The 25412-nt window shown below is 29.4% G+C and carries 19 protein-coding genes; 11 read left to right on the forward strand and 8 right to left on the reverse strand.

Annotation, left to right across the window (positions count from 1 at the left end; all coding sequences use genetic code 11):
• Nucleotides 1–39: 39 nt before the first annotated feature.
• The 4 genes from rplL to IPP08_03790 all read left to right on the forward strand — a co-directional run bounded on the left by rplL (nucleotide 40) and on the right by IPP08_03790 (nucleotide 10429).
• Nucleotides 40–411 (forward strand): 50S ribosomal protein L7/L12, encoded by a 372-nt coding sequence (rplL, locus tag IPP08_03775; GenBank protein QQS67294.1) that lies wholly within the window; start codon nucleotides 40–42, stop codon nucleotides 409–411.
• A 327-nt stretch (nucleotides 412–738) separates the two neighbouring features.
• The gene (gene rpoB, locus IPP08_03780; GenBank protein QQS67830.1) at nucleotides 739–4521 is read left to right on the forward strand and encodes a DNA-directed RNA polymerase subunit beta; all 3783 of its coding nucleotides are present in this window, start codon (nucleotides 739–741) and stop codon (nucleotides 4519–4521) included.
• A 191-nt stretch (nucleotides 4522–4712) separates the two neighbouring features.
• Nucleotides 4713–9101, forward strand: coding sequence for a DNA-directed RNA polymerase subunit beta' (gene rpoC, locus IPP08_03785; protein ID QQS67295.1), 4389 nt, complete (start codon nucleotides 4713–4715; stop codon nucleotides 9099–9101).
• A gap of 482 nt (nucleotides 9102–9583) precedes the next feature.
• Nucleotides 9584–10429, forward strand: a complete 846-nt coding sequence (locus tag IPP08_03790; GenBank protein ID QQS67296.1) for a T9SS type A sorting domain-containing protein — start codon at nucleotides 9584–9586, stop codon at nucleotides 10427–10429.
• A gap of 116 nt (nucleotides 10430–10545) precedes the next feature.
• On the opposite strand, the gene IPP08_03795 is transcribed toward IPP08_03790, so the two are convergent.
• Both IPP08_03795 and IPP08_03800 read right to left on the reverse strand, forming a co-directional pair.
• Entirely contained in the window at nucleotides 10546–11904 is a 1359-nt protein-coding gene (locus IPP08_03795) for an NAD-dependent succinate-semialdehyde dehydrogenase (protein ID QQS67297.1), read from the reverse strand.
• Between the two features lie 23 nt (nucleotides 11905–11927).
• Nucleotides 11928–13832 carry a TlpA family protein disulfide reductase gene (locus tag IPP08_03800; protein QQS67298.1) on the reverse strand — a complete coding sequence of 635 codons (1905 nt, stop codon included), beginning with the start codon at nucleotides 13830–13832 and terminating at the stop codon, nucleotides 11928–11930.
• A gap of 192 nt (nucleotides 13833–14024) precedes the next feature.
• Here IPP08_03800 and IPP08_03805 point away from each other — a divergent pair, with 192 nt between their 5' ends.
• Together IPP08_03805 and IPP08_03810 are read left to right on the forward strand one after the other, a co-directional pair.
• Nucleotides 14025–14501, forward strand: a complete 477-nt coding sequence (locus IPP08_03805; GenBank protein QQS67299.1) for an SRPBCC family protein — start codon at nucleotides 14025–14027, stop codon at nucleotides 14499–14501.
• A 154-nt stretch (nucleotides 14502–14655) separates the two neighbouring features.
• Complete coding sequence (locus tag IPP08_03810) at nucleotides 14656–15951, forward strand: adenylosuccinate lyase (GenBank protein ID QQS67300.1); 1296 nt, start codon at nucleotides 14656–14658, stop codon at nucleotides 15949–15951.
• Nucleotides 15952–16035: 84 nt separating this feature from the next.
• Here IPP08_03810 and IPP08_03815 read toward each other — a convergent pair whose 3' ends face one another.
• The 3 genes from IPP08_03815 to IPP08_03825 form a co-directional block, all read right to left on the reverse strand.
• Nucleotides 16036–17934 (reverse strand): exo-alpha-sialidase, encoded by a 1899-nt coding sequence (locus IPP08_03815; protein ID QQS67301.1) that lies wholly within the window; start codon nucleotides 17932–17934, stop codon nucleotides 16036–16038.
• 74 nt (nucleotides 17935–18008) lie between these two features.
• A complete protein-coding gene (locus tag IPP08_03820; GenBank protein ID QQS67302.1) occupies nucleotides 18009–18647 on the reverse strand; it encodes a DUF2238 domain-containing protein in 639 nt (212 codons plus the stop codon).
• Between the two features lie 59 nt (nucleotides 18648–18706).
• Complete coding sequence (locus IPP08_03825; protein QQS67303.1) at nucleotides 18707–19279, reverse strand: leucyl/phenylalanyl-tRNA--protein transferase; 573 nt, start codon at nucleotides 19277–19279, stop codon at nucleotides 18707–18709.
• 34 nt (nucleotides 19280–19313) lie between these two features.
• On the opposite strand from IPP08_03825, the gene IPP08_03830 reads away from it, so the two are divergent.
• The 5 genes from IPP08_03830 to IPP08_03850 all read left to right on the forward strand — a co-directional run bounded on the left by IPP08_03830 (nucleotide 19314) and on the right by IPP08_03850 (nucleotide 21396).
• Nucleotides 19314–19640, forward strand: a complete 327-nt coding sequence (locus IPP08_03830) for a hypothetical protein (GenBank protein ID QQS67304.1) — start codon at nucleotides 19314–19316, stop codon at nucleotides 19638–19640.
• Nucleotides 19641–19809: 169 nt separating this feature from the next.
• Nucleotides 19810–20004, forward strand: a complete 195-nt coding sequence (locus IPP08_03835) for a hypothetical protein (GenBank protein QQS67305.1) — start codon at nucleotides 19810–19812, stop codon at nucleotides 20002–20004.
• An 80-nt stretch (nucleotides 20005–20084) separates the two neighbouring features.
• The gene (locus tag IPP08_03840) at nucleotides 20085–20843 is read left to right on the forward strand and encodes a T9SS type A sorting domain-containing protein (protein QQS67306.1); all 759 of its coding nucleotides are present in this window, start codon (nucleotides 20085–20087) and stop codon (nucleotides 20841–20843) included.
• Nucleotides 20844–20950: 107 nt separating this feature from the next.
• Nucleotides 20951–21100, forward strand: coding sequence for a hypothetical protein (locus IPP08_03845; protein QQS67307.1), 150 nt, complete (start codon nucleotides 20951–20953; stop codon nucleotides 21098–21100).
• Between the two features lie 20 nt (nucleotides 21101–21120).
• Nucleotides 21121–21396, forward strand: coding sequence for a hypothetical protein (locus IPP08_03850; GenBank protein QQS67308.1), 276 nt, complete (start codon nucleotides 21121–21123; stop codon nucleotides 21394–21396).
• Nucleotides 21397–21567: 171 nt separating this feature from the next.
• Here the strand turns inward: IPP08_03850 and IPP08_03855 are convergent, their stop codons facing one another.
• The 3 genes from IPP08_03855 to IPP08_03865 all read right to left on the reverse strand — a co-directional run bounded on the left by IPP08_03855 (nucleotide 21568) and on the right by IPP08_03865 (nucleotide 25408).
• Nucleotides 21568–23892 (reverse strand): IgGFc-binding protein, encoded by a 2325-nt coding sequence (locus IPP08_03855; protein QQS67309.1) that lies wholly within the window; start codon nucleotides 23890–23892, stop codon nucleotides 21568–21570.
• A gap of 77 nt (nucleotides 23893–23969) precedes the next feature.
• Nucleotides 23970–24305, reverse strand: coding sequence for a T9SS type A sorting domain-containing protein (locus IPP08_03860; protein QQS67310.1), 336 nt, complete (start codon nucleotides 24303–24305; stop codon nucleotides 23970–23972).
• Nucleotides 24306–24388: 83 nt separating this feature from the next.
• A complete protein-coding gene (locus tag IPP08_03865; protein QQS67311.1) occupies nucleotides 24389–25408 on the reverse strand; it encodes an ATP-binding cassette domain-containing protein in 1020 nt (339 codons plus the stop codon).
• Between the last annotated feature and the right edge of the window lie 4 nt (nucleotides 25409–25412).

The following is a 25412-nucleotide window of genomic DNA, read 5'->3' on the forward strand; positions in this document are numbered from 1 at the left end:
AAAGTAAATATTTTATAAACACATAATTTTTTAAAAAAAATGGCTAACATACTAGAATTAGTAGAAACTATTGGTAATTTGACATTAACACAAGCAGCTGAATTAAAAACAGCACTAGAAGACAAATTTGGTGTAACAGCATCAGCACCTATGATGATGGCTGCTGCGCCTGCTGCTGCTGCTGCAGTTGTAGAAGAACAAACAGAATTTAATGTTGAGTTAACAGATGCTGGTGCAAATAAAATCAATGTAATTAAAGTTGTACGTGAAATTACTGGTTTAGGTTTGAAAGAAGCAAAAGATTTAGTTGAAGGAGCACCAAAAGCTGTAAAAGAAGGTGTATCTAAAGAAGAAGCTGAAACATTGAAGAAAAAAATTGAAGAAGCAGGTGGAAAAGTTTCATTGAAGTAATTTCATTGAATTAGTTTAGATTCCTTTCTCGTATTTTTTTGGACAATATAATTATACACTTATATATTTATATTGTCGTCTTTTAAGAGTAGTTTCTTTTTACCTAATAATTTACGTGAACCTAAAAATTAATTTATTTAATTATAAGTTCACATTATAAAATTTGATGCAGCAAAAAATAAAGTTGCACAAGATATTAAACAAACATTGGACTTTCGACAATTACCAAATTGCCGGAAGTCCTTGTTTTGTCTTTCCTTTAATTTGATTTTTTAACAAACTTTAGATAAAATCGTGAAAACAAACGGAGTTAATACTAATGAATATATTGCACCTGGTGAAGATCGCAAATCATTTGGAAAAGTTAAACCAACTGTATCAATCGGTGATTTACTTGCTGTTCAATTAAATTCATACAAAGATTTTTTGCAAGAAGATATTGATCCTTCTAAAAGAAAACCAATTGGACTTCAACAAGCTTTTCTGCAAAATTTCCCTATAAGTGATGCACGTGAAATATTTATACTTGAATACCTTGATTATTATATTGAGCGACCAAGATATAATGAAGTTGAATGTCGCCAAAGAGAATTAACATATTGTGCTCCAATTAAAGCCAGACTAAGGCTTAGCTCTAAAGCAGAAAGGGGTACAGATGATTTTATTGAAACAATTGAACAAGAAGTTTACATGGGGAATGTTCCGGTTATGACTGGACGTGGAACTTTTATTATAAATGGAGCTGAACGTGTTATTGTTTCACAATTACATCGTTCACCCGGTGTGTTTTTCAGTGATGCACTTCATCCAAATGGAACTAGGATTTATTCTGCAAGAATTATCCCTTTCCGAGGATCTTGGGTTGAGTTTACTACTGATATCCAAAATGTAATGTATGCATATATTGATCGTAAGAAAAAGTTTCCTGTAACAACTTTACTTCGTGCTTTAGGATTTTCAAGTGATGAAGATTTATTGCAACTTTTTGATTTGACTGAAGAGATTGACACAGATAAACTAGATACAGATTATTTAGATAGAGTAGTAGCTGGTGACGTAGTTGATATAAATACTGGAGAAATTATTTCTCTAAAAGATATGCGATTAACACGTGAATTAATTGCATTAGTAAAAGAATCTGGAACAGATAAATTAAGGTTATTTACTGAGGAAGCTTCTCAAGCAGATTCAATAATTGTTAAAACAATTCATAAAGATACTACAAGAACAGAAGAAGATGCTCTTGAAGCAATTTATCGTCAGTTAAGATCTGGTGAACCACCAGATATGGAAACAGCCCGTGGGTTGATTGATAAACTATTCTTTAATTCAAAAAGATATGATTTAGGAGAAGTTGGAAGATCTAGAATAAATGATAAATTAGGTTTAGTTACACCTAAAGAAGTTACAACATTAACACGTGAAGACATTGTTGAAATTATTAGATACTTGATTGATTTACAACAGGGTAAAAAACCTGTTGATGATATTGATCACCTAGGAAACCGTAGAGTTAGGTCTGTTGGTGAGCAACTTGCAGGTCAGTTTAATGTTGGATTGACTAGAATGGGACGTACAATTAAAGAAAGAATGAATATCCATGATATCGAATCGTTTACACCAAGTGATTTGGTAAATGCAAGGACAATTACTTCAGTATTAAATACATTCTTTGGTACTAATCAGCTGTCTCAATTTATGGATCAAACAAATCCATTAGCTGAAATGACTCACAAACGCCGTGTATCTGCTTTAGGACCAGGAGGACTTACTAGGGAAAGAGCTGGTTTTGAGGTTCGAGATGTACATTATACACATTATGGTAGACTTTGTCCAATTGAAACTCCAGAAGGACCTAACATTGGTTTGATTTCATCACTTTGTTTACACGCAAGAATAAATGATTTTGGATTTATAGAAACACCATATAGGAAAGTAACAAAAGGGAAAGTTACTGATAATGTTGAATTTATACCAGCTGATCAAGAGGAAGGTTTTATAATTGCACCTTCAACAACACCAATAGATTCAAAAGGGAAGTTTACAGAAGATAGAATTAGAGCTCGTCAATCTGGAGATTTTGTTATGGTTCAACCTGATGATATTCAGTATATGGATGTTGCTCCAAACCAGATTGTATCTGCTGCTGCTGCAATGATTCCTTTCTTAGAGCATGATGATGCAAACCGTGCTTTGATGGGATCTAACATGCAGCGTCAAGCTGTTCCATTGCTCAGACCTGAGAGAGCTTTTGTTGGAACTGGTATGGAAGCTAAAGTTGCCGTTGATTCAAGAACTTTAAGTATGGCAACTAGAGATGGAATTGTTAAGTATGTTGATTCAATGAAAATTATTGTTGAATATGATCAAGAGGTTAGTGATGATGAACAAATGATTTCATTTGTTGATGATAGAATTGAAGAATTTATTCTTACTAAATTTTTTAGAACAAACCAAGATACTTGTATAAATCAAAGACCTTTAGTTAAGGAAGGGCAAAGAGTAATTGCAGGACAAGTTTTAGCAGATGGTTGTGCAACAAAAGATGGAGACTTGTCATTAGGTCGTAACTTAGTTGTAGCTTTCATGCCATGGAGAGGTTATAATTTTGAGGATGCAATTGTTATTTCAGAAAGAGTTGTTAGTGAAGATATTTTTACATCTGTTCATATTGAAGAATATACTGTTCATGTTCGTGATACAAAACGTGGTGAAGAGGAGTTAACAAAAGAAATTCCAAATGTATCTGAAGATGCTGTAAAACAATTAGATGAAAGCGGGATTATCAGAATGGGTGCACCTGTAAAAGAAGGAGACATATTAGTTGGAAAGATAACACCTAAAGGTGAAACTGATCCGACTCCTGAGGAGAAATTACTTCGAGCAATTTTTGGCGATAAAGCTGGAGATGTAAAAGATGCTTCATTGAAAGCTCCTCCTGGATTGAAAGGAATTGTTATTGAAACTCAATTGTTTAGTAGACGTGCTTCCAAAAAAGATGTTGATTTGAGACGTGATGAAAAACGTAAGCATGAAGAATTGGATAGATTATTAAAGGAAGGATTATCAACAATAACTCGCAAGTTAGCTGAAAAATTAGATACTTTATTAGAAGGAGAAACATCAGTTGGTATTAAAAATATTGAAGGAAAAACTGAAGTTAGATCTGGTATTCAAATAAAAGAAGGTTTGTTTGCAAGTAAGTTTGACTCTAACATTGAGATTTCTGAATTAGTACCTCATGAAAATTGGGTTGACAATAAAAAGAAAAATGAATTAGTCAAAAAAGCATTTGACAATTATAATAAAACAATCCTACTTTTTAGGGATGATATTAGAATTGAAAAGAATAAGGTTTCTCAGGGTGATGAACTTCAAGCAGGAATACTTCAAATGGCTAAAGTTTATGTTGCAAAAAAACGTAAACTCCAAGTTGGAGATAAAATGGCTGGTCGTCATGGTAACAAAGGTGTAGTTTCAAAAATTGTTTCTCTTGAAGATATGCCATTTTTACCAGATGGATCTCAAGTAGATATAGTGTTAAATCCACTTGGAGTACCATCTCGTATGAATTTAGGTCAATTGTATGAAACAGCATTAGGTTGGGCAGGGAAAAAATTAGGTATGCACTTTGCAACACCAATTTTTGATGGTGCCAAGTGGGAAGATGTTCAATATTGGCTGGAAAAAGCTGGTTTAGAAAGATCTGCTAAAACTGATTTGTATGATGGAAAAACTGGAGAAAAATTTGATCAACAAGTAACTGTTGGTGTAATTTACATCTTAAAACTTTCTCACCTTGTTGAGGATAAAATACATGCTCGTTCAATTGGACCATATTCGTTAATTACACAACAACCATTAGGAGGAAAAGCAAACTTTGGTGGACAAAGATTTGGAGAAATGGAGGTTTGGGCACTTGAGGCTTATGGAGCATCAAACATTTTACAAGAGATTCTAACAATCAAATCTGATGATGTACCTGGAAGAGCAAAAGCATATGAAACCATTGTTAAGGGTCAAAATATGAACGAACCTAATATTCCAGAATCTTTTAATGTATTAGTTCGTGAGTTACAAGGATTGGGTCTAGAAGTTAAAATTGACTAATATTTAAATGATCTAAAATATTAAGAATTTATTTTTACAAATTGAAGTTCATTCAATTCAACTGATTTAGTTGATTTAAATTTTATTCTTTTGTAAATCTGATAATCAATTTAAAGTTTAATAAAATGTTATTTAAAAACAATAATATTTAAACTTATTTCCAAAACAATTAATTAAATATATATATAACCGTGTTCACACAACCACATCAAGTAGTCGGACAGAATTTCCGACGCATTTTAGTAAAACTTGCATCATCTGACGAGATTTTAAATCGTTCACATGGTGAGGTTACTAAACCCGAAACGGTAAATTATCGCTCCTTTCGACCAGAGAAAGATGGACTTTTCTGTGAGAAAATTTTCGGTCCAGTTAGGGATTGGGAGTGTCATTGCGGAAAATACAAGCGTATTCGTTACAAAGGAATTGTATGCGACCGTTGTGGAGTGGAAGTTACTCAAAAAGCAGTTCGTCGCGAAAGAATGGGTCACATTTCATTAGCAGTACCAGTTGTACATGTATGGTATTTAAGATCAATTCCTTCTAAGTTAGCTCATACAATTGGATTGCCAACAAAAGATATTGAAAGAATTGTTTATTATGAATCTTATGTTGTAGTTCAACCAGGAATGACTGGATTACAAGTTAACGACCTTTTAACAGAAGAACAATATCTTGATATTAAAGCCTCATTACCTCCAGGAAATGATGAATCAGATGATGATGATCCAAACAAATTTATTGCTGATATTGGAGGAGATGCAGTAAAGCAATTACTTCAAAGAATAAACCCAGATGAGATTTCATTAAGATTACGTGAACAATTAAAAGTTGAAACTTCACAACAAAAGAAGAATGATTATATTAAAAGGCTTAGAATTATAAATGCCTTTAGAGATAGAACGGATAGAACAAGTGAACCAAATAAGCCAGAGTGGATGGTGCTTCAAGTTGTACCTGTAATTCCTCCTGAATTAAGACCATTAGTACCATTAGAAGGGGGTAGGTTTGCTACTTCTGATTTAAATGATTTGTACAGGAGAATTATAATTCGTAATAATCGATTAAAAAGATTAATGGATATTGATGCACCTGAGGTAATTTTAAGAAATGAAAAGAGAATGTTACAAGAGTCAGTTGACTCATTATTTGATAATTCAAGAAGAGGATCAACTGCGAAAGCAGAAGCTCAAAGGCCGTTAAAATCATTATCTGATTCATTAAAAGGAAAACAAGGACGTTTCCGTCAAAACTTATTAGGAAAAAGAGTTGATTATTCTGGTCGTTCAGTAATTGTTGTAGGACCAGAAATGAAGCTACATCAGTGCGGAATTCCGAAAGATATGGCTGTAGAATTGTTTAAACCATTTATTATAAGAAAATTAATTGAACGTGGTTATGTAAAAACAGTTAAAAGTGCTAAGAAATATGTTGAGAGGAAAACGAACGAAGTTTGGGACATTTTAGAATGGGTTATTGATGGACATCCAATAATGCTTAACAGAGCACCAACTTTACACAGGTTAGGTATTCAAGCTTTTCAACCTAGATTAGTTGAAGGTAAAGCTATTCAATTACATCCATTGGTTTGTACTGCTTTTAATGCAGATTTTGATGGAGATCAAATGGCAGTTCACGTCCCTCTTGGATTTGAAGCTCAACTTGAAGCAATGATGTTAATGTTATCGGCTCATAATATTATTTCACCACAAAGTGGAGAGCCAATTACCGTACCATCACAAGACATGGTTTTGGGTTGTTATTATCTTACAAAAATGAGACCAGGTGCAAAAGGAGAAGGGAAAATATTCTATTCTTCAGAAGAAGTAATAGTTGCTAATAATAATGGAGCTGCCGATCTTCATGCTCAAATAAAAGTAAGATTTAATGGTAAAATAATAGAAACTACAGTTGGAAGGGTAATTGTAAACCAGATTGTTCCAATTGAAATGGGTTATATTGATTCAATATTAACTAAAAAGGAACTTTCTAGATTGATTTCAGAATGTTTTAGAAAAGCTGGATTAGTTAAAACAGTTGAGTTCTTAGATGATTTAAAACTTCTTGGATTTACATACGCAACAAAGGGTGGTTTATCAGTTTCAATTTCAGATGTTATCATTCCAGATTTTAAAAATAAAGTTATTGAAAAAGCACAAAAAGAAGTAGATAAAATTCAGGACTATTATTTGGAAGGAGTTATTACAAATGGTGAACGTTATAATAAAGTAATTGACGTTTGGTCAAATGCAACTAATAGAATCTCTGCTCAGTTACAACAAGATTTTAAAAATGATAAGCAAGGATTTAATACTTTTTGGATGATGTTAGATTCTAAAGCCCGTGGTTCTGCTGATCAAATTAGACAGTTAGCAGGTATGCGTGGATTAATGGCAAAACCTCAAAAAACAAGTTCTGGTGGAATTGGAGAATTAATTGAAAATCCAATTACAGCTAATTTTAAAGAAGGGTTGCCAATGTTGGAGTATTTTATTTCAACACACGGGGCTCGTAAAGGTTTGGCTGATACTGCTTTAAAAACTGCAGATGCTGGTTATTTAACTCGTAGATTAATTGATGTTGCACAAGACGTGATAGTAAATGAACATGATTGTGGAACTATTAGAGGAGTTAATATGAGAGCTATAAAAGATGGTGATAATATTAAAGAGCATTTACATGAAAGAATATTAGGAAGAGTAGCTCAAGAAGATATTATTGACCCTGTTTCAAATACAATAATCCTGAAAAGAGGCGAAGCGATTACTCAAGATATCTGTACAAAAGTTGGTGAAACTCCTTTAGAATCTGTTAAAATTCGTTCAGTATTAACATGTGAAACTAGGAGAGGTATTTGTGCAAAATGCTATGGAGTTAATGCAGCAACTCATAACTTAGCTAACATTGGTGAAGCTGTTGGTATTGTTGCTGCGCAGTCAATTGGTGAGCCTGGTACACAATTAACGCTTAGAACTTTCCATACTGGTGGAACTGCTTCTACTGTGGCTTCTCAAAGTTCTGTTCAAGCAAAAGTTGATGGAAAAATTGCTTACGAAGGAATTAAAATTATCGAAAGAACTGATGTAGATGAAGATACTGGAAAATCTAAAATTGTTAAAGTTGTTGGCGGACGTGCAGGGGTTGTTATGATTCTTGATGTTGATAATAGAATCATTAATAAATCAGATGTAGCTTATGGCTCAGAGTTAAAAGTGAATATTGATGATAAAGTTAAAAAAGGTGATATTCTTTATGATTGGGATCCGTACAACAATGTAATTTTAACTGATAAATCTGGAGTTGTAAAATATAAAGATCTTATCCCAAATGTTACATATAGAGAAGAGCCAGATGAACAAACAGGTCACATTTCTAAAGTTACAATTGATACTAAAGATAGAACTAAGAGCCCATCACTACAAATTATTGATGAAGAAGGGAATCTTTTGCATACCTATGTTATTCCAGTTAGAGCTAATTTGAATGTTGATAATGGACAAGAGATTCAAATGGGTACTATTCTAGCCAAAATACCTCGTGATATAGGTAAAACACATGATATTACTGGTGGACTACCTAGAGTAACAGAATTGTTTGAAGCTCGTTCTCCTAATTTGCCAGCAACAGTTGCGGATATTGATGGAATTGTTTCGTTCGATAAACCTAAAAGAGGTAATCGTGTGTTAGTAATTACTTCATTTGACGGACAAACAAGAACTGAATATGTTATCAATTTTGGAAAGCATATTTTTGTTCAAGAAGGAGACGTGGTTCGTTCTGGTGAGCAAGTTACTGATGGTGCAGTAGATCCGCACGATATTTTGAGAATTATGGGTTTAAATGCAGTTCAAGAATATATTGTAAATGAGATTCAAGAAGTATATCGTCTGCAAGGTGTAAAAATTAATGATAGACACATTGAAGTTATTACAAGGCAGATGATGCAGAAAGTGAAAATTATTGATCCAGGTGATACTAGATTTTTAGAGGGAGATCAAGCAGATAGATTTAAATTTGAGGAAGAAAATGATATTATGAAATCTCGGGTTGTTGTGCTTGAAAGAAATGATACTAGATTGAAAGTTGGTCAGCTTATTAGTAAAAAGAAATTCCGTGAAATTAACATGGAGATCAAAAAGAAAGAAAAGAAACCTGCAATTGGTCGTGATGCTGAACCAGCTACATCTGAGCCATTATTACTTGGTATTACTCAATCATCATTACAAACTGAATCTTTTATTTCTGCAGCATCTTTCCAAGAGACTACTAAAGTTTTAACTGATGCTGCCGTAGAAGCAAAAGTTGATAACTTAATGGGATTAAAAGAAAATGTAATTATGGGTCGTTTGATTCCTGCTGGAACAGGATTGAGAAAATATTTAGATATTATAGTTGAAAGTGAAGTTGGAAATGTAGTTGAAGATTTTGACACTAAAATTCGCGAACAAGAACGTTTAGCTAAAGAACTTAGAGCAAAGGCTCGTGAACGCTCTAGAGCTAGAGTTGCAGCAATGGCATTAGTTGAAGTTGAAGCTGATGCAGAAACAAATTTAAATTCAAATGAATTAATAATTGAATAGTTAGTTTTTTTTAGATTTTTTTAAAACCTCAATTAAATTTTAATTGAGGTTTTTTTATTTAATTTCAAATTGAAATATTTGAAACTTTAACTTTGTAATTACGATATTAAATAATAGAAAAATAATTTACTTGAATAATTAATTTAAATTTATTTTGTAGTTTATATATATATATATATTTGTTTTATTTATTATTTCATAAAACTAATTTAAAATATAAATTAAAAAAATAATTTCTTGTTTCTTGTTTGCTTTATTGTTTTATAAAGCAGAATCAATGACAGTAGATTTACATGAGCATTATCCATGTGAATGAAATAATGGATTTGAATGTTTAAAGTCAGTATTAACATACGATTCAAATGGTAATTTAATTCATACCTCAAGTCAATTTTGGGACTGCAATGGTAACTATTATTCTTGGGAAACTCCGCCTCCTTAAATTAAACAGTATCTTTTTAAAACAAAAAAACCTTAATATTATGAAAAATTTAAAATTAATTTCAATTCTATTTTTAACATTATTTACTACATTGACTTCTCAAAACAATGTAATTTATAAATGGACATCATTAGATAAAAACAATGATAATAAAACAATTGAATATTCAATTGAAAAATATGGTGAAGCATTTAATCCATTTAAAAAATTTGAAACTATAGACAATGATGGTAGTAAATCTTGTTATGTTTTAGTTTCAAAAGATTTTAATAACAAAATATTATTTTTAAGACTAAAATTAAATTCTCAAATTGTTCCTCCATTAGAAATATTAAATGGTAAAGAAAATATTAACCAAATTTTTCAAAATGAAAAATCAGATTTTAAAACTGAACTCACATTAAAAGATAAAAATAATCAATTGATTGAAGCTTTCACTTTAAAAGATAAAGCTGAAAAAGAAAACATTCTAATAGGGTATTTGATAAGAAAGAATTTACCTTTAAGTCTAGCTGGATTAAGAATTGGATCTGATGAAGTGAGTAAAATGATGATGGAGTATGTTAATTTATCAAAAGAAAGATTTGGACTTAGCCTAAGTGAAAAGAATAAACATACTTTAATGGATGAAGCCCAAAAAATTAGAGATAATGGTTCAAACATTTTAATAGTTAAAACTCCAAATAAGACTAACAATCAAGTTCTAACTTTAACTCCAATTTATAAGGAATTACCTAGTAAAGTTTACATATTTGATTTAAATGGTAAAGTAGTTTGGGATGGCGATATTAACAACATAACTGATATTCCAATGAAGAATTTAAAAAGTGGAGTTTATCTTATTCAAGGTAGAGGTAAAACACTGAAAATCCAATTTAGAAATTAGACTTAAATGGTTTAAAAAGAAAACAGATTGGTTTAAAATAATCAATCTGTTTTTTTTGTTATAAATTTCATTCTATATTAAATAATTTATGGATTATCACAAAAGAAGATAATGCATCATTCAATTACAATTGTTTTTACATTTACAAATTCCATCAAACCATAAGAACCTAGTTCTCGCCCTACGCCACTAGCTTTGATTCCACCAAATGGTAGATTCTGATTTGATTTAACCATTGAGTTTATAAAGACAGATCCAGATTCAATTTTTTCAATTAATAAATTTTGTTCATTTGATTCTAAGCTCCAAGCACTTGCTCCTAATCCAAACTTTGAATTGTTTGCAATACTTATTGAATCTTCTATTGAATCTGCTTTTATAACTGCGGCAACCGGACCAAATGTCTCTTCTTTAAAAATAGTCATATTTGATTCTACATCCGATATTATTGTTGGAGAGTAATAATATCCATCACCAAAAATCTTAAATCCACCGCAAATTAATTTGCCTCCTTGCGAAATTGTTTCAACAACTTGATTATGAAGTTCATCAACAAATTCAGATTTCGCTAAAGGACCTATATCAGTTGTTTCATTCATAGGATCTCCAACAATTAATTTACTAAACTCATAATTTAACTTTGATAAAAATTCTTCATATATATCTTTGTGAATAATAAATCTTTTAGCTGCAATACAACTTTGACCATTGTTAAGCACTCTTGAAGAAACTGCTGCTTTAACTGCTTCATCAATATCTGAAGACGGCATAACAATAAATGGATCATTACCACCTAATTCAAGAACAAATTTTTTTATTGATTTGCCACAGCTAGCCCCAACACTTGATCCTGCAGATTCACTTCCAGTAATTGAAACTGCAGCAACACGAGAGTCATGGATTATTTTATCAACTTTAGAAGATGGGATTAATAAAGTTCTAAAAATATCATTTGGAAAACCTACATTTTGAAATAATTTTTCTATAGCTAAAGCACATCCCGAAACATTTGATGAATGCTTTAACAAGCAAACATTGCCGGACATTAAAGTTGGAGCAGCAAAACGAAAAACTTGCCAAAAAGGAAAATTCCAAGGCATAATTGCGAGAATTGTTCCTAATGGTTGAAACTTAACGAAACTACTATTAAAATCAGTTTGAATTTTAACATCTTTTAAAAATTCTTCAGATTTCGAAGCATAATAATTGCAAACCATTGCACATTTTTCTATTTCTGCAATTGCTGATGCAAAAGTTTTCCCCATTTCATTGGTTATAAACTCTGCAAATTCTTCTTTTTTTTCTTCTAGTTGAACTGCTAAATGATCTAATAATTTAGACCTTGAGTTTATTGAATATTCTTTCCAAATCGAAAAAGCAGTTTTACTTTTGTTGAGAATATCCTCTATCTCTTCATCGTTATAATCATTATATACTTGAATTAACTTTCCATTTTTAGGATTAACTGAAATCATTTTATATACTAATTTAGGAAATGTTAATTCTTGATGCTTACAGTTGAAAGTAAAATCATTTCATTAAGTTCAGATAGAAAAACTTCTTCATTATCTTCATAACCTACTGTTTTAAATTGGAGTTTACCATGCGAATCAATAACAAATTTTGTTGGTATTCCTGATATTTTGTAATTTTCAACAACACTGTTTTGGCTATCTAACAGGACATTAAATTTATAATTCATTTTGGTAATAAAATTATATGCATTACGCAATTTGTCATCTGCTTTTTCCCAAGTATCTATAAAAAGGAAAACTATATTAGTATCTGTTGAATACTTGTTAACAGCTTTTTGCATAGCAGGAAAAGAAGCTTTACAAGGTCCGCACCAAGTTGCCCAAAAATCTAATACAACAACTTTACCATACAAAGATTTTAAAGAAATTGAATCACCTGTTAAATTTTCTAATATAAAATCTGGAGCATTTTCATTTATCATCTTTCTCCTTAATGCCAACAAGTTTTTAGATTTTATTGAAGCTTCCAATTTATTAATATAGTCGTTTAAACCCTTATTGCTTCCTTTTTTAGAAATGTAATTTTTTGAAAAAATATCCTTAATTGTTTGATTAGAATTTCCAGATTTTATAAACTTTTCAGACTCACTAAAAATTCTATCAGGTAAATTATTTAATTGAAGCAATTCAATATATGTTTGATTTATATTTGGGTTCTTTCCATAACTCAATTGTACAGCTTCTTCTTGATATTGTAAAGCATTTGTATAATTCTTTTTTTTCATTAACAAATGAGAATAAGTGTCTGCGTATGTAGCATAATTATTCCCCCTTTCTTTTTTTCTATCTGATTCAATCAAATACATAGGTTGTTTTGATGTAGGATTTTCAATTTCATTTTTTGCAAATTCAGTTGCTTCTTTAGATAAAAGAATAGCTTTTTCTGTATTCTTTCCAGATTCATAAAATTTCCATGCTAAAGAATTATAAATACTAAATTTTTTAGATTTATTATCTAACTCATTTATGTACAAATCAAAATTCTTCCAATCATTTTTCTGTTCATATTCATTAATTAAATAAGATATCATTCTCTCTTTAATTTGAATAGATTTAGATAAGTATTCTTTATTTTTAGAATAGATATTTGCTTTAGTTTCTAACTTACCAGTTTGGATAAATTCTGAGTAAATATCTGAGGATTTATCGACTCTATCAGAGAATTTATTTTTTAAAATTTTTCCGATTGAATCAGATTTATTTGTATTGTTTAATCGTTGAAAAATATTTCTAGCTAATAATAAATCTTCATAAGTTTGGTCTGATTTACTCAATACATTATTACCAATTTCAAGTAGTTTTTGCTTTGCGGAATCATTCCTTAAATTGAAAGAATTAATATACACAATTGGATCTGCAAGCTTTTGATCTGGGTAAATTTCATATTCCATTTGAGCAAATTTTCTGAATTTTATTGGATCACTTTCAAGATACATTGCTTCGGCAAATTGTTGATAAACTTTTGCTAAATCTAACCAAGAATTTTTTACAATTGTACCATTCCTGTAATTTGTTTGAATAAAATATCCATTGTTTTTATTATTGTCAATTATTTCATCTCCACTTTTAAAAACTAAACAAGTAAGTGTTGTACTATCTTTTAATAGGAACTCACCATTGTACTCCATCCCATTTTGTTTTAATGCAATTTCAACTGCAATTGGCTCAGATTTTGTTATAAAATAAGCTGTACATTTAATGTTGTTTGATCCAGCTAATGAAGTTAACATTGATGCATAATTGAATTTTACTTTATCCCCAATCTTAGGTTGAGGAGGCATATAATTAAAACCTTGGCAAGGACCTTGAGCATTTGTTTCTATTATTATTGTTAAGAATAGTACAAAAAATATTTTAAATTTATTCATATTTATTTAATTTTTATTTTTAAAATCCAAAAATAGTTAAATCAAGTTAGTAATAGAGTTTTACATACTAAATTTATATTAAAAATTTACTTTATAAAATTATTAATTAAAATAAATTACTCTTTTAATAGTTAACTGTAAAAATCATTTATTAAATTTAAAATTAACTAATTTATTTATTCAATCTTAAGAATGCCGTTAATTACTTTAAACACAAAAATTTATGCTCCAATAAACATTTGTTTTGATTTATCAAGGAGTATAGATTTTCATAGTAGAAGTGCATCAACTACAAATGAAAAAGCTGTTTCTGGAAGGATAAATGGTTTGATAGAGTTAGATGAAACTGTTACTTGGGAAGCAACTCATTTTTGGATAAAACAAAAACTTACATCAAAAATAACTGCATTAGAAAAGTACTCATACTTTAGAGATGAAATGGTTAATGGTGCTTTTGCTAAAATTTATCATGAGCACATTTATGAACAAAATGATGAATTTACTATAATGATTGATAAGTTTGAATATGAAGCTCCATTCTCAATTTTGGGTAAATTGTTTGACGTTGTAATTCTTAATAATTATATGAAAAATTTTTTAATAGTAAGGAATTCCCAAATTAAAAAAGTAGCTGAGAATGGTGAATGGATTAATTATTTAAAAAAATAATTCTTTAACCAAATCAGTGATTAAAACATTAAAATACTTTTGATAAATAATATTTTCAAAAAATATTTTTAAAAATTGCATTTCAATTGATTATTAATTTCGAATCATTTACATAAACCCTTATTTTTGCCCTTTTAAAAAACTAAAGAATAAAATGATAGAAAGGTATACTCGTCCAAGAATGGGCAAAATTTGGTCGGAAGATAACAAGTTCAAAATATGGCTTGAAATAGAGACTTTAGCAGTTGAAGCACAAGCAGAACAAGGAATAATTCCTAAATCAGCTGCAATAACAATCAGGGAAAAAGGTGCATTTGATGTTGCAAAAATTAATGAAATTGAAGCCGTAACTCACCATGATGTAATTGCATTCTTAACTAATGTTGCCGAGTATGTTGGAGAACCTTCTAGGTATATTCACTTAGGAATGACTAGTAGTGACGTGCTAGATACATGTTTAGCAGTTCAATTAAAACAAGCAGGTGAAATACTTCTTGAGGATTTGATTATTCTTAGAAATACTTTATCTAAAAGAGCAATTGAATTTAAATATACAATTCAAATTGGTAGGTCTCACGGTATTCATGCTGAGCCTGTTACATTTGGTTTAAAGCTTGCTTTATGGCATCAAGAAACAATAAGGAATATTAGTAGAATGCAAAATGCAATTGAAAATATTTCTTATGGAATGATTTCAGGAGCAGTTGGTACTTTTGAGCATCTTGATTTAAGTGTTGAGGAATATGTTTGCAATCATTTAGATTTAAAAGCTGATCCAATTACAACACAAGTTATTCAAAGGGATAGACATGCAGAATATATGACTACTTTAGCAGTAATTGCTTCAACATTAGAACAGTTTGCTACTGAAATTAGGCACCTTCAACGAACTGAAGTTCTTGAAGCAGAAGAATATTTTTCACCTGGACAAAAAGGAAGTTCTGCAATGCCACATAAAAGAAATCCTATTATATCTGAAAGAGTTTGTGGTATGGCTCGAATTATTAGAGCTAATAGTATTGCTGCTTTAGAAAATGTTGCTCTTTGGCACGAAAGAGATATTTCCCACTCTTCTGTTGAAAGAGTTATTTGTTCAGATTCTACTATTGCATTGGATTATATATTAGATAAAACAAATACTTTAATTGATAAGTTGATTGTTTATCCTGAAAGAATGCAATCAAATTTGGAACTTACTAGTGGACTTCATTTTTCTCAAACTATATTATTAGAATTAACTAAGCGTGGAGTTTCACGAGAAGAAGCTTATAAGCTTGTTCAAAGGAATGCAATGGAGGTTTGGAAAACTAGAGAAAAATTTTCCGATGTACTTAAAAGAGATTCAGATTTAACTTCAATTATTTCAACTAAAGATATAGATTCGCTATGTGATTTACAAAAATCAATAAGGAATGTTGATGCTATTTTTAAAAGGTGTGGTTTAGATTAACATTTTATTGAAATAAAATTTATCAAAAAATATCCCTTCAATTAAAGTATTACTAATTGAAGGGATATTCTATTTATAAGATCATTATTTTAATATTCTAAAATTTTTATAAACATATATTTCAGGATTGTTAACAGGTGAAATTTTAATATTATAATTACCACTTGGAAAAGGCTTAATATCTAAATTTGTTGAGTTTATTCCATCTGAAAAACCCTCACTAATTCTTGAAAAAACAACTTCACCCAAATCATTAAATAATTCAATTTTAACTAAAGTATTAGATGAAAAATTATAATTTAAATTTACAAAATCACTTGTTGGATTAGGACTCAAATTGAAATTTGAAAAATTAGTATTAATAGAATTTACTTCTACTGAGTTTATTTTTCCATCATTAATTGGGACTTTTGCAATGTATATTTCAACATCTCCTGTGTTGGCTCTTCCATCTCCCCATACTGGTATTGCAAAATTATCAGTCATTACAATTCCGTTATAATCACCAACTCCAAAACCATTATTGTTTTTACCAATTTTAGAAAAATCTGAAGATTTTTGAGTAATATTAAAATCCTCTGTAAATGTATTTCCTCCGTCCTTAGAAAAATTAATCATATAATTAGTTAACTTATTCAATGAGTCAGATCTTCTATCATACCAAACATTTGAAAGAATCCCTAGATTATTAACAGAAGTTCCACTATAAAATTGATGCCTTTTAATCTCACTATTTAATACAATTGGAGCTGACCAATTATTACCATTATCAGTTGATTTTGTTAAATAAATATTAGTACCATTTTTATCATTTTTTGAAATACCATCAGCTGTAAAAGTTAAATATATATTTCCTTGGAAGTTGCTATTCCCTTTATCTACAGACATTTGTGGGCATGGATAAATTCGTGATCCTATTACACCTGAAACCGTATCAGATCTCTTTGAATCAGTAGAAAAATTAACTAAATGAAAATCTGTAATTTTATTAGGATTTGAAAAAGTAACACCACCATCTATCGATTTACTGAACCACAAACTTGGAGGTTCATCACTTCCTTTTTTACCATAAAAAGTACAGAGTAATTCACCAATTTTATTTACTTCTACTTGTGCAAATTGTACATCAACAAATGAATCATCACTAATTCTAATTGTTTTTTCTCGAAATGAATTATCATTTTTTCTTTTAATTCTAATACCTATGTAACTACCATCTGGGTTGCTTTCAACAAACCCAACATAAACAGAATTTCTAAATTCAGAACTGGATAAATCAGTAGTCATCCATTGTTTATCCCAAAAATAATCTGGTCCATTTTGACTATTAATCAATGAACTACTTTCAGCTATTCTCATATCTTTTGAGTATTGCCAAGACTCACCTTTGTCGGTTGATTTTGCAAAATACATACCAACAATCAAAGTATCTTCATTACTAAATCCTTTAGCAGAAAGAGAAATCCATGAAAAGAAAAAATTACCATCTGCATCACAAGTAAAGAATGGATCACCTCCTCCAAAAGTTGTAGTAGCAGGTATAATTGAACTTGTATTAAAACCATTTAAAATCCAAGTATTCCCAAAATCTTTAGAATAATAAATAGGGCATCTCAAACCAGCTGAAGTTGATTTGATTGCTGACACAATTAAGTTAGAAGTATCAGTAACATTAATTCCAATATGAGTTTCACTTTCAACAATTGAAGATTTAGAAACATTAACTTCAGAGACTGCACTTAATTTATTTATTAAATTTTTTTCTGTTATTGAATTGTTAGAATATTCAGGAGTAATAATTTCAGAATTATAATGAAAAATATTTTGCAATTCGGTTTTAGAAAATTTTACTTTTTCATTGTAAAATTCTTTAAATCTATCTTGATGTTTTATAGATTTTGAAATAGGTTGTATCTTAGTTTGAGAGTAATTATTACTTACAAAAAGTAGGGAAATAAAAAGACAAACAAAAAATTTATTCATAAGAATTGATTTAAAAAAATATAAAAATTAACTAAGAAATTTAAATTATTTAGCAAATATAAAGATAGAAGTAATCAAACTATCTTAGAAAATTTCGAGTATATAAATTTCATTATTATAATAATTGTAACTGCCCCAAAAAATGCAATACACATATCCTTTTGAGCATCCCAAATATCACCTTGAGTCCCTAAATATGCCATTCCTTCTGAAGGAAAAATATATTGAGCAACAGCCCATTCAATAAGTTCATACAAACAACTGAAAGATAACGTGATTTCAATTGGCAATAACCAACAAACCCAACTAGGCCAATCAAACCAATTCTTAAAATAATCACGCATTGGGTAAGCTAACAACAATCCAAAACTAAAATGGACTATTCTATCATAATGATTTCGAGCTAAGTGTAAATTATCTTTAAGCCAGTAACCAAACGGGTTTTCAGCATAAGTATATTGAGCTCCATAAGTATGTAACAAAATAAATACAAACATTAGGGTGTAACTGAAATCACTAAATTTGAATTTTTTATAACTAAAAATTATAAAGGTTAAGAATAAAATTGTTAAAGCATTTTCTGTAAACCAATTGCTGATGTTAGTTGTAAAGATAAATGTATAAATCCAAAAAATTAAAAATACAATCAAGTATATTTTTAGGTAAATATTATTTTTAAAACTAACTCTTTCAGATTCTGATGCAAATGTCATTTCAGTTGTTGTTTAAATCGATTTATAATATTTTTTTATCAATAAGATATTTAAATTCATTATTCAAATTTAGCTTTTATAATTAAAGCAGAGTTCAGCCTTTTTAAATATTCTCTTTTAGTAATTTCTATTCCACCCATCGATTCTAAATGTGGAGTTAAGTATTGAGTATCCAATAAAGTAAATCCATTCTTAATTAAATTATCTACAAGGAACACTAATGCAACTTTTGATGCATTTGTAATGGTATGAAACATTGATTCTCCAAAGAACGCTCCACCAATTGCAACACCATACAAACCGCCACAAAGCTCATCTCCAAGCCAACACTCAACGCTATGAGCAAAATTTAACTCATGAAGTTTTGAGTAAACATCAATTATCTCATTTGAAATCCAAGTATCATCCCTTTTTGAACATTCCTTAATAATTGATTTAAAATCTTTATTAATTGTTACTTTAAATTTTTCATTTCTGATTAACTTTGCAAGACTTTTGGAAACTATTAAATTGTTCAGATTTATTATTCCCCTCATTTTGGGTTCAAACCAATAAATCTTTTCATCTTCCATAGCCATAGGGAATATTCCTAATGTATAACCTTTTATAATAATTTCGGGTGTTAAATTCAATTTGATTAATTATTACTTTATATTTTATTCCTTATTGTTTTTTGCAGGACAAATTAAAGATTACAAACCATGTAAAACTGTTTGTTTGAGTCAGACAGAATTTATAGTTTCTGATACTGCAAAATATGAATCATTGAAGTTATATGTATATAATAATACAGATTCAGATTTGGTGATTAATAAATTAAACACAAGTTGTAGTTGTGTATTGGCAACAATTCAAAGAAATATAGCCACAAAGACCCTTCCAGGCTACATTTACGTTTCAGTTTCGAGCTTTAAAATTAAAAAAGGTGATTTGTATTCAATTGATTTAGTAACAAACAAACCATACAAATTAAGGTTAGAAATTATGAAGTAGAAAAATAAATCTATTAATTTATAACAACTGCTTTATCCCTACTTTCCCTTAAACAAATAATCACTTTCTATTCTAGTATAATCTGAATAATTAATTTAAATTTATATTGTAATTCATATATATTTATATATTTGATTTATATATTTTTATTAAACTATAGGTAATCAAAATGGGATTAAAATTTACTCAAATTATTTTAGTAGCAGCAACTTTTGTTGTGTTAAGCCACTCTCTTGTTTACTCACAATCAACAAGATTTATAATTCAAGATTCAACCTATATTAACCGTGTAAGTGAAGGTGATACCATACCAGAGAAAGATTTTCAGCAGCAATATTTTCAGCAGCAATATTTTTACAAGTAAAATATGACTCAACAATAGTTAAATATGATTTTTCTGAATGTAAACACAATTCAAGTAGAATTAGAGTAAGGAATTGGCAAATGAGATCAGTTATAGATACACTTGATGAAGCATCATTATCAAATTTGAATAGAACAGATAATATTACACTAAATACAAATGATACAATAAGTTTTTATAGAAATTTCAGATGGTATAATAGGTTTGATAATGCTATGACAACTTCAAACTATTACTCTAGAGACACCATAACTTATAAAGTCGAATTGCTAGATAGTATTGATAACTCAAGGTTAGAGATACTAGATTCATTTACAGTATTAAGATGTGTTCCATCTGGTACACCCAGCTTTTTAGGTGTTAGTAACCCATTTAAAAAAACTTTCTACATTATTTCGAACATATTAAATGGTAAGAAAGGTTATGTAAAATTATCTGTTTTAATGAATGGAGATGGAGTTTATAATCAAGCAAGATTAACAAGTTTAGGGATAAATTTATCATCCCTTTTAACTTTACCTTCCAAAGCAACTTATAGAGAAACATTTGGAGTAGGTTTAAATAAATCTAATATTGAGGTTAATACTGATAAAATTATTTTAATACCTAACCCATCAAAAAATAATTTTATAATTAAATTTTATAAACTAGATATTGATAATAATTATACAATTTCTATAATTGATATAAATGGGTTGATTTATCAAAATTTCAAAAGTAAAAAATTAGATATTAATAATGATTTAAATCTAACTATCAAAGAAAGTGGTGTTTATTTTGTTTCTATTTCGAATAATACTGGGGTCATTTCAAGAAAAAAAATTGTAATTGAAGATTAAATTTTATAATATAAATTTAATTTTGGTATCTCCAAACCCTAGCCTTGGGAAAGTTAAAATTATATCTAAATTAGAAAGTAAGAATCAAATATATAATATATAATGAATTGGGTGAAAGAGTTAATGATGTTCCGGAATTATTAATAAATGCTAATGAAATTAAAGAAGGATTTGTAAATAAAAATAGAATATATATTGCAGTATTTTATGTTAATGGAATTGAGTTTGGAAGAAAAAAAATTGTAATAAATAAATAATTTAAAATATAATTAACTATATGAAAATACTAATTGTAATTATATTTTTGTTCTTAACAATTAACTTGGAAGTAAGGTATGTAGGAAATTTTGATGGGAAGGATAAAGAATATTCAATTTCAACAGGTAGTATTTCAACTTTCTACTGTGTATGTACTGGTCATTTGAAGTGTATTGAATACAATTCTAGGGGATGTGATTATGAATATGGACCTTATAAAGGTTATTGTAATATATGGAGACTAGGTGGTTCACCTTCATGTAGTGGTATGGTTGGTGATGGATGTGTATTTTAGATATATTGAATTATTATTGCAACTATTTCCTGATTAAGAATTTGATTTATAAATTAAATGATCTTAAAATAATTCAGTTAAAAGTATCCTATGTATATTAGATATAAACTCTTATATAATAAATATCAACAAATTATAAAAATATATATTCAAAAAAAGGATTTCAATAACCTATAATTTGATTTTAGCACCAAACCTTGAAAATAAATAAGTAGCTCTCCAATCTCTTTCTGGAGTATAAGAAGTTAAAGAAATTCCAGCACCAAGTTCACAATAAATTCTCCAACCTTTTCCAATTGGCAAATTTCCACCAATACCCATTTCAGGAGTTATAAAAATATTAGAACCAGCAGAACCAGATTTTTCTTTAAGAATTTTAGTATTAGTACCATTATCATATAATAAATCAGTAGGTGAGATTATTTTCTTTTGGTATGTTTCGTTTACATAAATAGGAAAAGCAAAATTGATATTCCCAAAAACGAATGCTCTTTGATTTGCAAAATATAGTTCAGCTCCTGGAGCTAAACCAAGCATTAAACTCTGATTTTTAATTTCAAATTTCTCTCGAACAATAGAATTTCCAGGTAAAATATTTGATAAAGAATCTGGTAAAAATCCAGTAGCAATACCATTCCAGTTCTCTAATGAAAGTCTACCAGTTAAGAACAAATCTTGACCAAATGGATATTCAATAATCCCATTAAAACCATAAAGCGGTGCACCTAAATTACCATTTAAAATAATTGGTGTAAGGTTTGAAGGATTGTTTTCAGATACAATAACATTATTGTTAATAGCAGAATATTTGATTCCAATTCCATAAAAAATGTCTGAACCAGGAGCACAAGTCGCATTCCCACTTAGTGAGACAACAATTAATGAGTCACCATTGATATCATATTGTACACAAATACTTTGATAAGAAATATTTCCTACTTTATCAATTAATTTAAACTTTGCATAAGCATTCCTTTTTGGAATTTGAGTTTGAATAACTATAGGAACTTGAGGGGTACCTAATTCAAACTTGAGATTTGGAATTGTCAGGTTATCTTTTTCGACTAAAATAATTTGATTCAAACCTGTATCATAAATTCTATCATCTCGAACAACAGCACTAATTGTTGAAGGTGTTGAGCGAGTTATATCAAGCACTGGAGCAGTTTTATCAGGTTGTTGAACAACAATTTCTAACGACTGACCACCTCCATTACCATAAGCATCATAAGAAGCTTCACCAAAACCAAAGCCATAACAATACAAACCAAAAGGTTCATTAGATGAAATAACATGAGTACCATAATCAACTTCAACTTGAGCTATTGAAAAAGCACTTAAACCAAATCTATAAAAAACTCTTGATGGAATAGAAATTCCATCAATTACAATTTTACCAATCGACTTTGAAGGAGTAACTACATTTAAATAATGGTGCCATTCTCCTTGTACAGGCGTAGCAAATCTATAGGTTGATAGAAACTGTTCAGTAGGTGCAATAATAATCATCATAGGGTCACCAACATCATCACCATTTGCAAAGCCTTTGGAATACTGAGCAACTAAAACAGGTTTTGTAGAGGAAATTAAAGTATGTTCTTTTAATTCCAAATTTTCATAAAATTCACCTGCATTTAAGGTTGCAACTAATTTATTATTATCAAAAACTTCTGTGTTATCACTACTTGCTAAAACCCTAATTACTGAACTAGATCTGCTTGCTAAAGTACCAACAAAAAATTGTTTCCCCCATGATTGAATTGAAGGTAATTGCTCAACTAACATGTTGCAAGCTTTTACTTTTCTATTTGGAATATATGCGCAATTATGTCCACTAAAAACTGCGATTGGCTTGTCTGATTCAATTAAAGTTCCAGTTAAATCACAACTTGATTTGCTATCGAATACAGGTATTAACTGATAAGTTTGACCTTTGTTAAGTTTGACAGAAAAGGGAATAGTTGGTGCTTTTCCTTTTTGGGTTCTAACTGAAGGTGTAAATGTAACTGTTGTGTTATCTTCTGTTGCAATAGCCGCAACTTGAGCTAGCATAGTCTCTTTAAGCCATCCATAGCAAATTGCTCTATATGAATTACCTAAAGCATTTACAGGGTAGGCAAGGTAAGTATCAGTTGTTTGAAATCTTCTGTTCAAACCATATACTGTTATTGGTTCATCTGAAACTATATGTAATGCTAAATCTTCAATAACTTCACTCGATCTTAATTGACATGAAGTATCGATTTGAAACATTGTAACTTTTCCAGGTGGGAGTGAAAATTCTTTTTTGAACCCAATACCTTTTATTTCTAAATATCCTTGGGCAGCTTTTGTAGAAGTTATAAAAAGCTGTAAGTTAAGAGGTTTGTCAACAATTTCAGATTTAGAATCTTCATCTATTTGGTGATCTACATAATTTTTTTGGAAAACAACATAAAACTCCTTTCCTTCAGTTGTTGCACCAATTCTAAATGTTTTACTGTCTTGTGCATTCAAACAATTAATAAATATTGTTAGAAACAATATTATTAATAAAATATGATTTTGTTTAGTATGAAATTTCATTTTTTTAACTATTTAATAACAACAATTCTTTGAGTAATTACCTCTTCATCAGTCTTTAACATCATTATATACATGCCACTTGTAAAAGATTTTTCAATGTTTAAAACAAATTCAAACCTCCCACTTTTTTGATTGCCAGTAAAAATATTATATACTTCTTTGTAGAACATATCATAAATTTTTAAATCAATTTTTGATTCTTTTGATAATGTATAAAATATTTTTGCAGTAGATGTAACTGGATTTGGAATGCTCGGTTCTAAAGAATTTAAAAAACCTTGTTTGTATCCAAGAGAATCAATTCTGCTTTGAGAAAATAAATTTCTATTTGTTGTTGCAATCACAAATAGAAAAAAAGAAACAGTAATGAATATTTTAAATTTAAATTTCAAAAAAAAAGATATTAAATTAAGAAGAGTTAAGAATTTTAAGATATGTTTGAAAGACTGATTTCTACAGGTCTGCATTGAATAAACAACAAACATTTCACTTCATGTCCACCTCCATCGTCAGCTAATACAGGAACAATAGAAGAACATTCAGGTAAACGGTCTTTACATCTTGGATGGAAATGACAACCAGGTGGTACATTAGAAGGGGATGGTACATCACCTTCAAGTGGAATTCTTTTGCTTTTATTTCTTGGGTCAGGCACTGGTGCAGCAGATAATAATGCTTGAGTATATGGATGTTTAGGATTCCGATACAAATCATTCACATCAGCAATCTCAACTATTTTACCAAGATACATAACAGCTACTCTATCAGAAATATGCTGAACAACAGATAAACCATGCGATATAAATAAATAAGTTAAATTAAACTTATCTTGTAAATCATCTAATAAATTTATTACTTGCGATTGAATGGAAACATCTAAAGCAGAGACAGGTTCATCGCAAACAATAAATTCTGGTTCAACAGATAATGCTCTTGCAATTCCAATTCTTTGCCTTTGACCACCGCTAAACTCATGAGGATAACGCCTTGCATATTCTGGTTGCAAACCAACAGTTGTTAGAAGCTCACTAATTCTGTCATTTATTTCACCTTCAGTATTTCTAAGTTTATGGAATTTAATGATTTCAGCTAACATCCCTCCGATTGTAATTCTTGGGTTTAATGATGAATATGGATCTTGAAAAATAATTTGCATCTTTCTTCTTAAATCACGCATTTTATTAGATGCAAGATTTGTAATGTCAACACCATTAAAAATTATACTTCCAGCTGAAGGCTCAATAAGCCTTAGAATTGATCTACCTACAGTAGTTTTACCACATCCAGATTCACCAACTAAACCTAATGTTTCACCTTTAAATATATTAAAAGATAAATCATCAACGGCTTTGACATTCCCAACAGTTTTAGAAAAAAGTCCTTTTTTAATTGGAAAATATTTTTGAAGATTTTTTACTTCAATTAGATTTTGTTTTTTTGAATCCATTTTA

This window comes from Chlorobiota bacterium, assembly GCA_016700335.1.
Taxonomy (GTDB): domain Bacteria; phylum Bacteroidota; class Ignavibacteria; order OLB7; family OLB7.

Coding starts and splice junctions, on each gene's coding strand:
- IPP08_03810 (QQS67300.1), top strand. CDS start 14,656: ATGATAGAAAGGTATACTCGTCCAAGAATGGGCAAAATTTGGTCGGAA.
- IPP08_03840 (QQS67306.1), top strand. CDS start 20,085: ATGAGATCAGTTATAGATACACTTGATGAAGCATCATTATCAAATTTG.
- IPP08_03795 (QQS67297.1), bottom strand. CDS start 11,904: ATGATTTCAGTTAATCCTAAAAATGGAAAGTTAATTCAAGTATATAAT.
- IPP08_03790 (QQS67296.1), top strand. CDS start 9,584: ATGAAAAATTTAAAATTAATTTCAATTCTATTTTTAACATTATTTACT.
- IPP08_03850 (QQS67308.1), top strand. CDS start 21,121: ATGAAAATACTAATTGTAATTATATTTTTGTTCTTAACAATTAACTTG.
- IPP08_03815 (QQS67301.1), bottom strand. CDS start 17,934: ATGAATAAATTTTTTGTTTGTCTTTTTATTTCCCTACTTTTTGTAAGT.
- rplL (QQS67294.1), top strand. CDS start 40: ATGGCTAACATACTAGAATTAGTAGAAACTATTGGTAATTTGACATTA.
- IPP08_03835 (QQS67305.1), top strand. CDS start 19,810: ATGGGATTAAAATTTACTCAAATTATTTTAGTAGCAGCAACTTTTGTT.
- IPP08_03820 (QQS67302.1), bottom strand. CDS start 18,647: ATGACATTTGCATCAGAATCTGAAAGAGTTAGTTTTAAAAATAATATT.
- IPP08_03800 (QQS67298.1), bottom strand. CDS start 13,832: ATGAATAAATTTAAAATATTTTTTGTACTATTCTTAACAATAATAATA.
- IPP08_03805 (QQS67299.1), top strand. CDS start 14,025: ATGCCGTTAATTACTTTAAACACAAAAATTTATGCTCCAATAAACATT.
- IPP08_03865 (QQS67311.1), bottom strand. CDS start 25,408: ATGGATTCAAAAAAACAAAATCTAATTGAAGTAAAAAATCTTCAAAAA.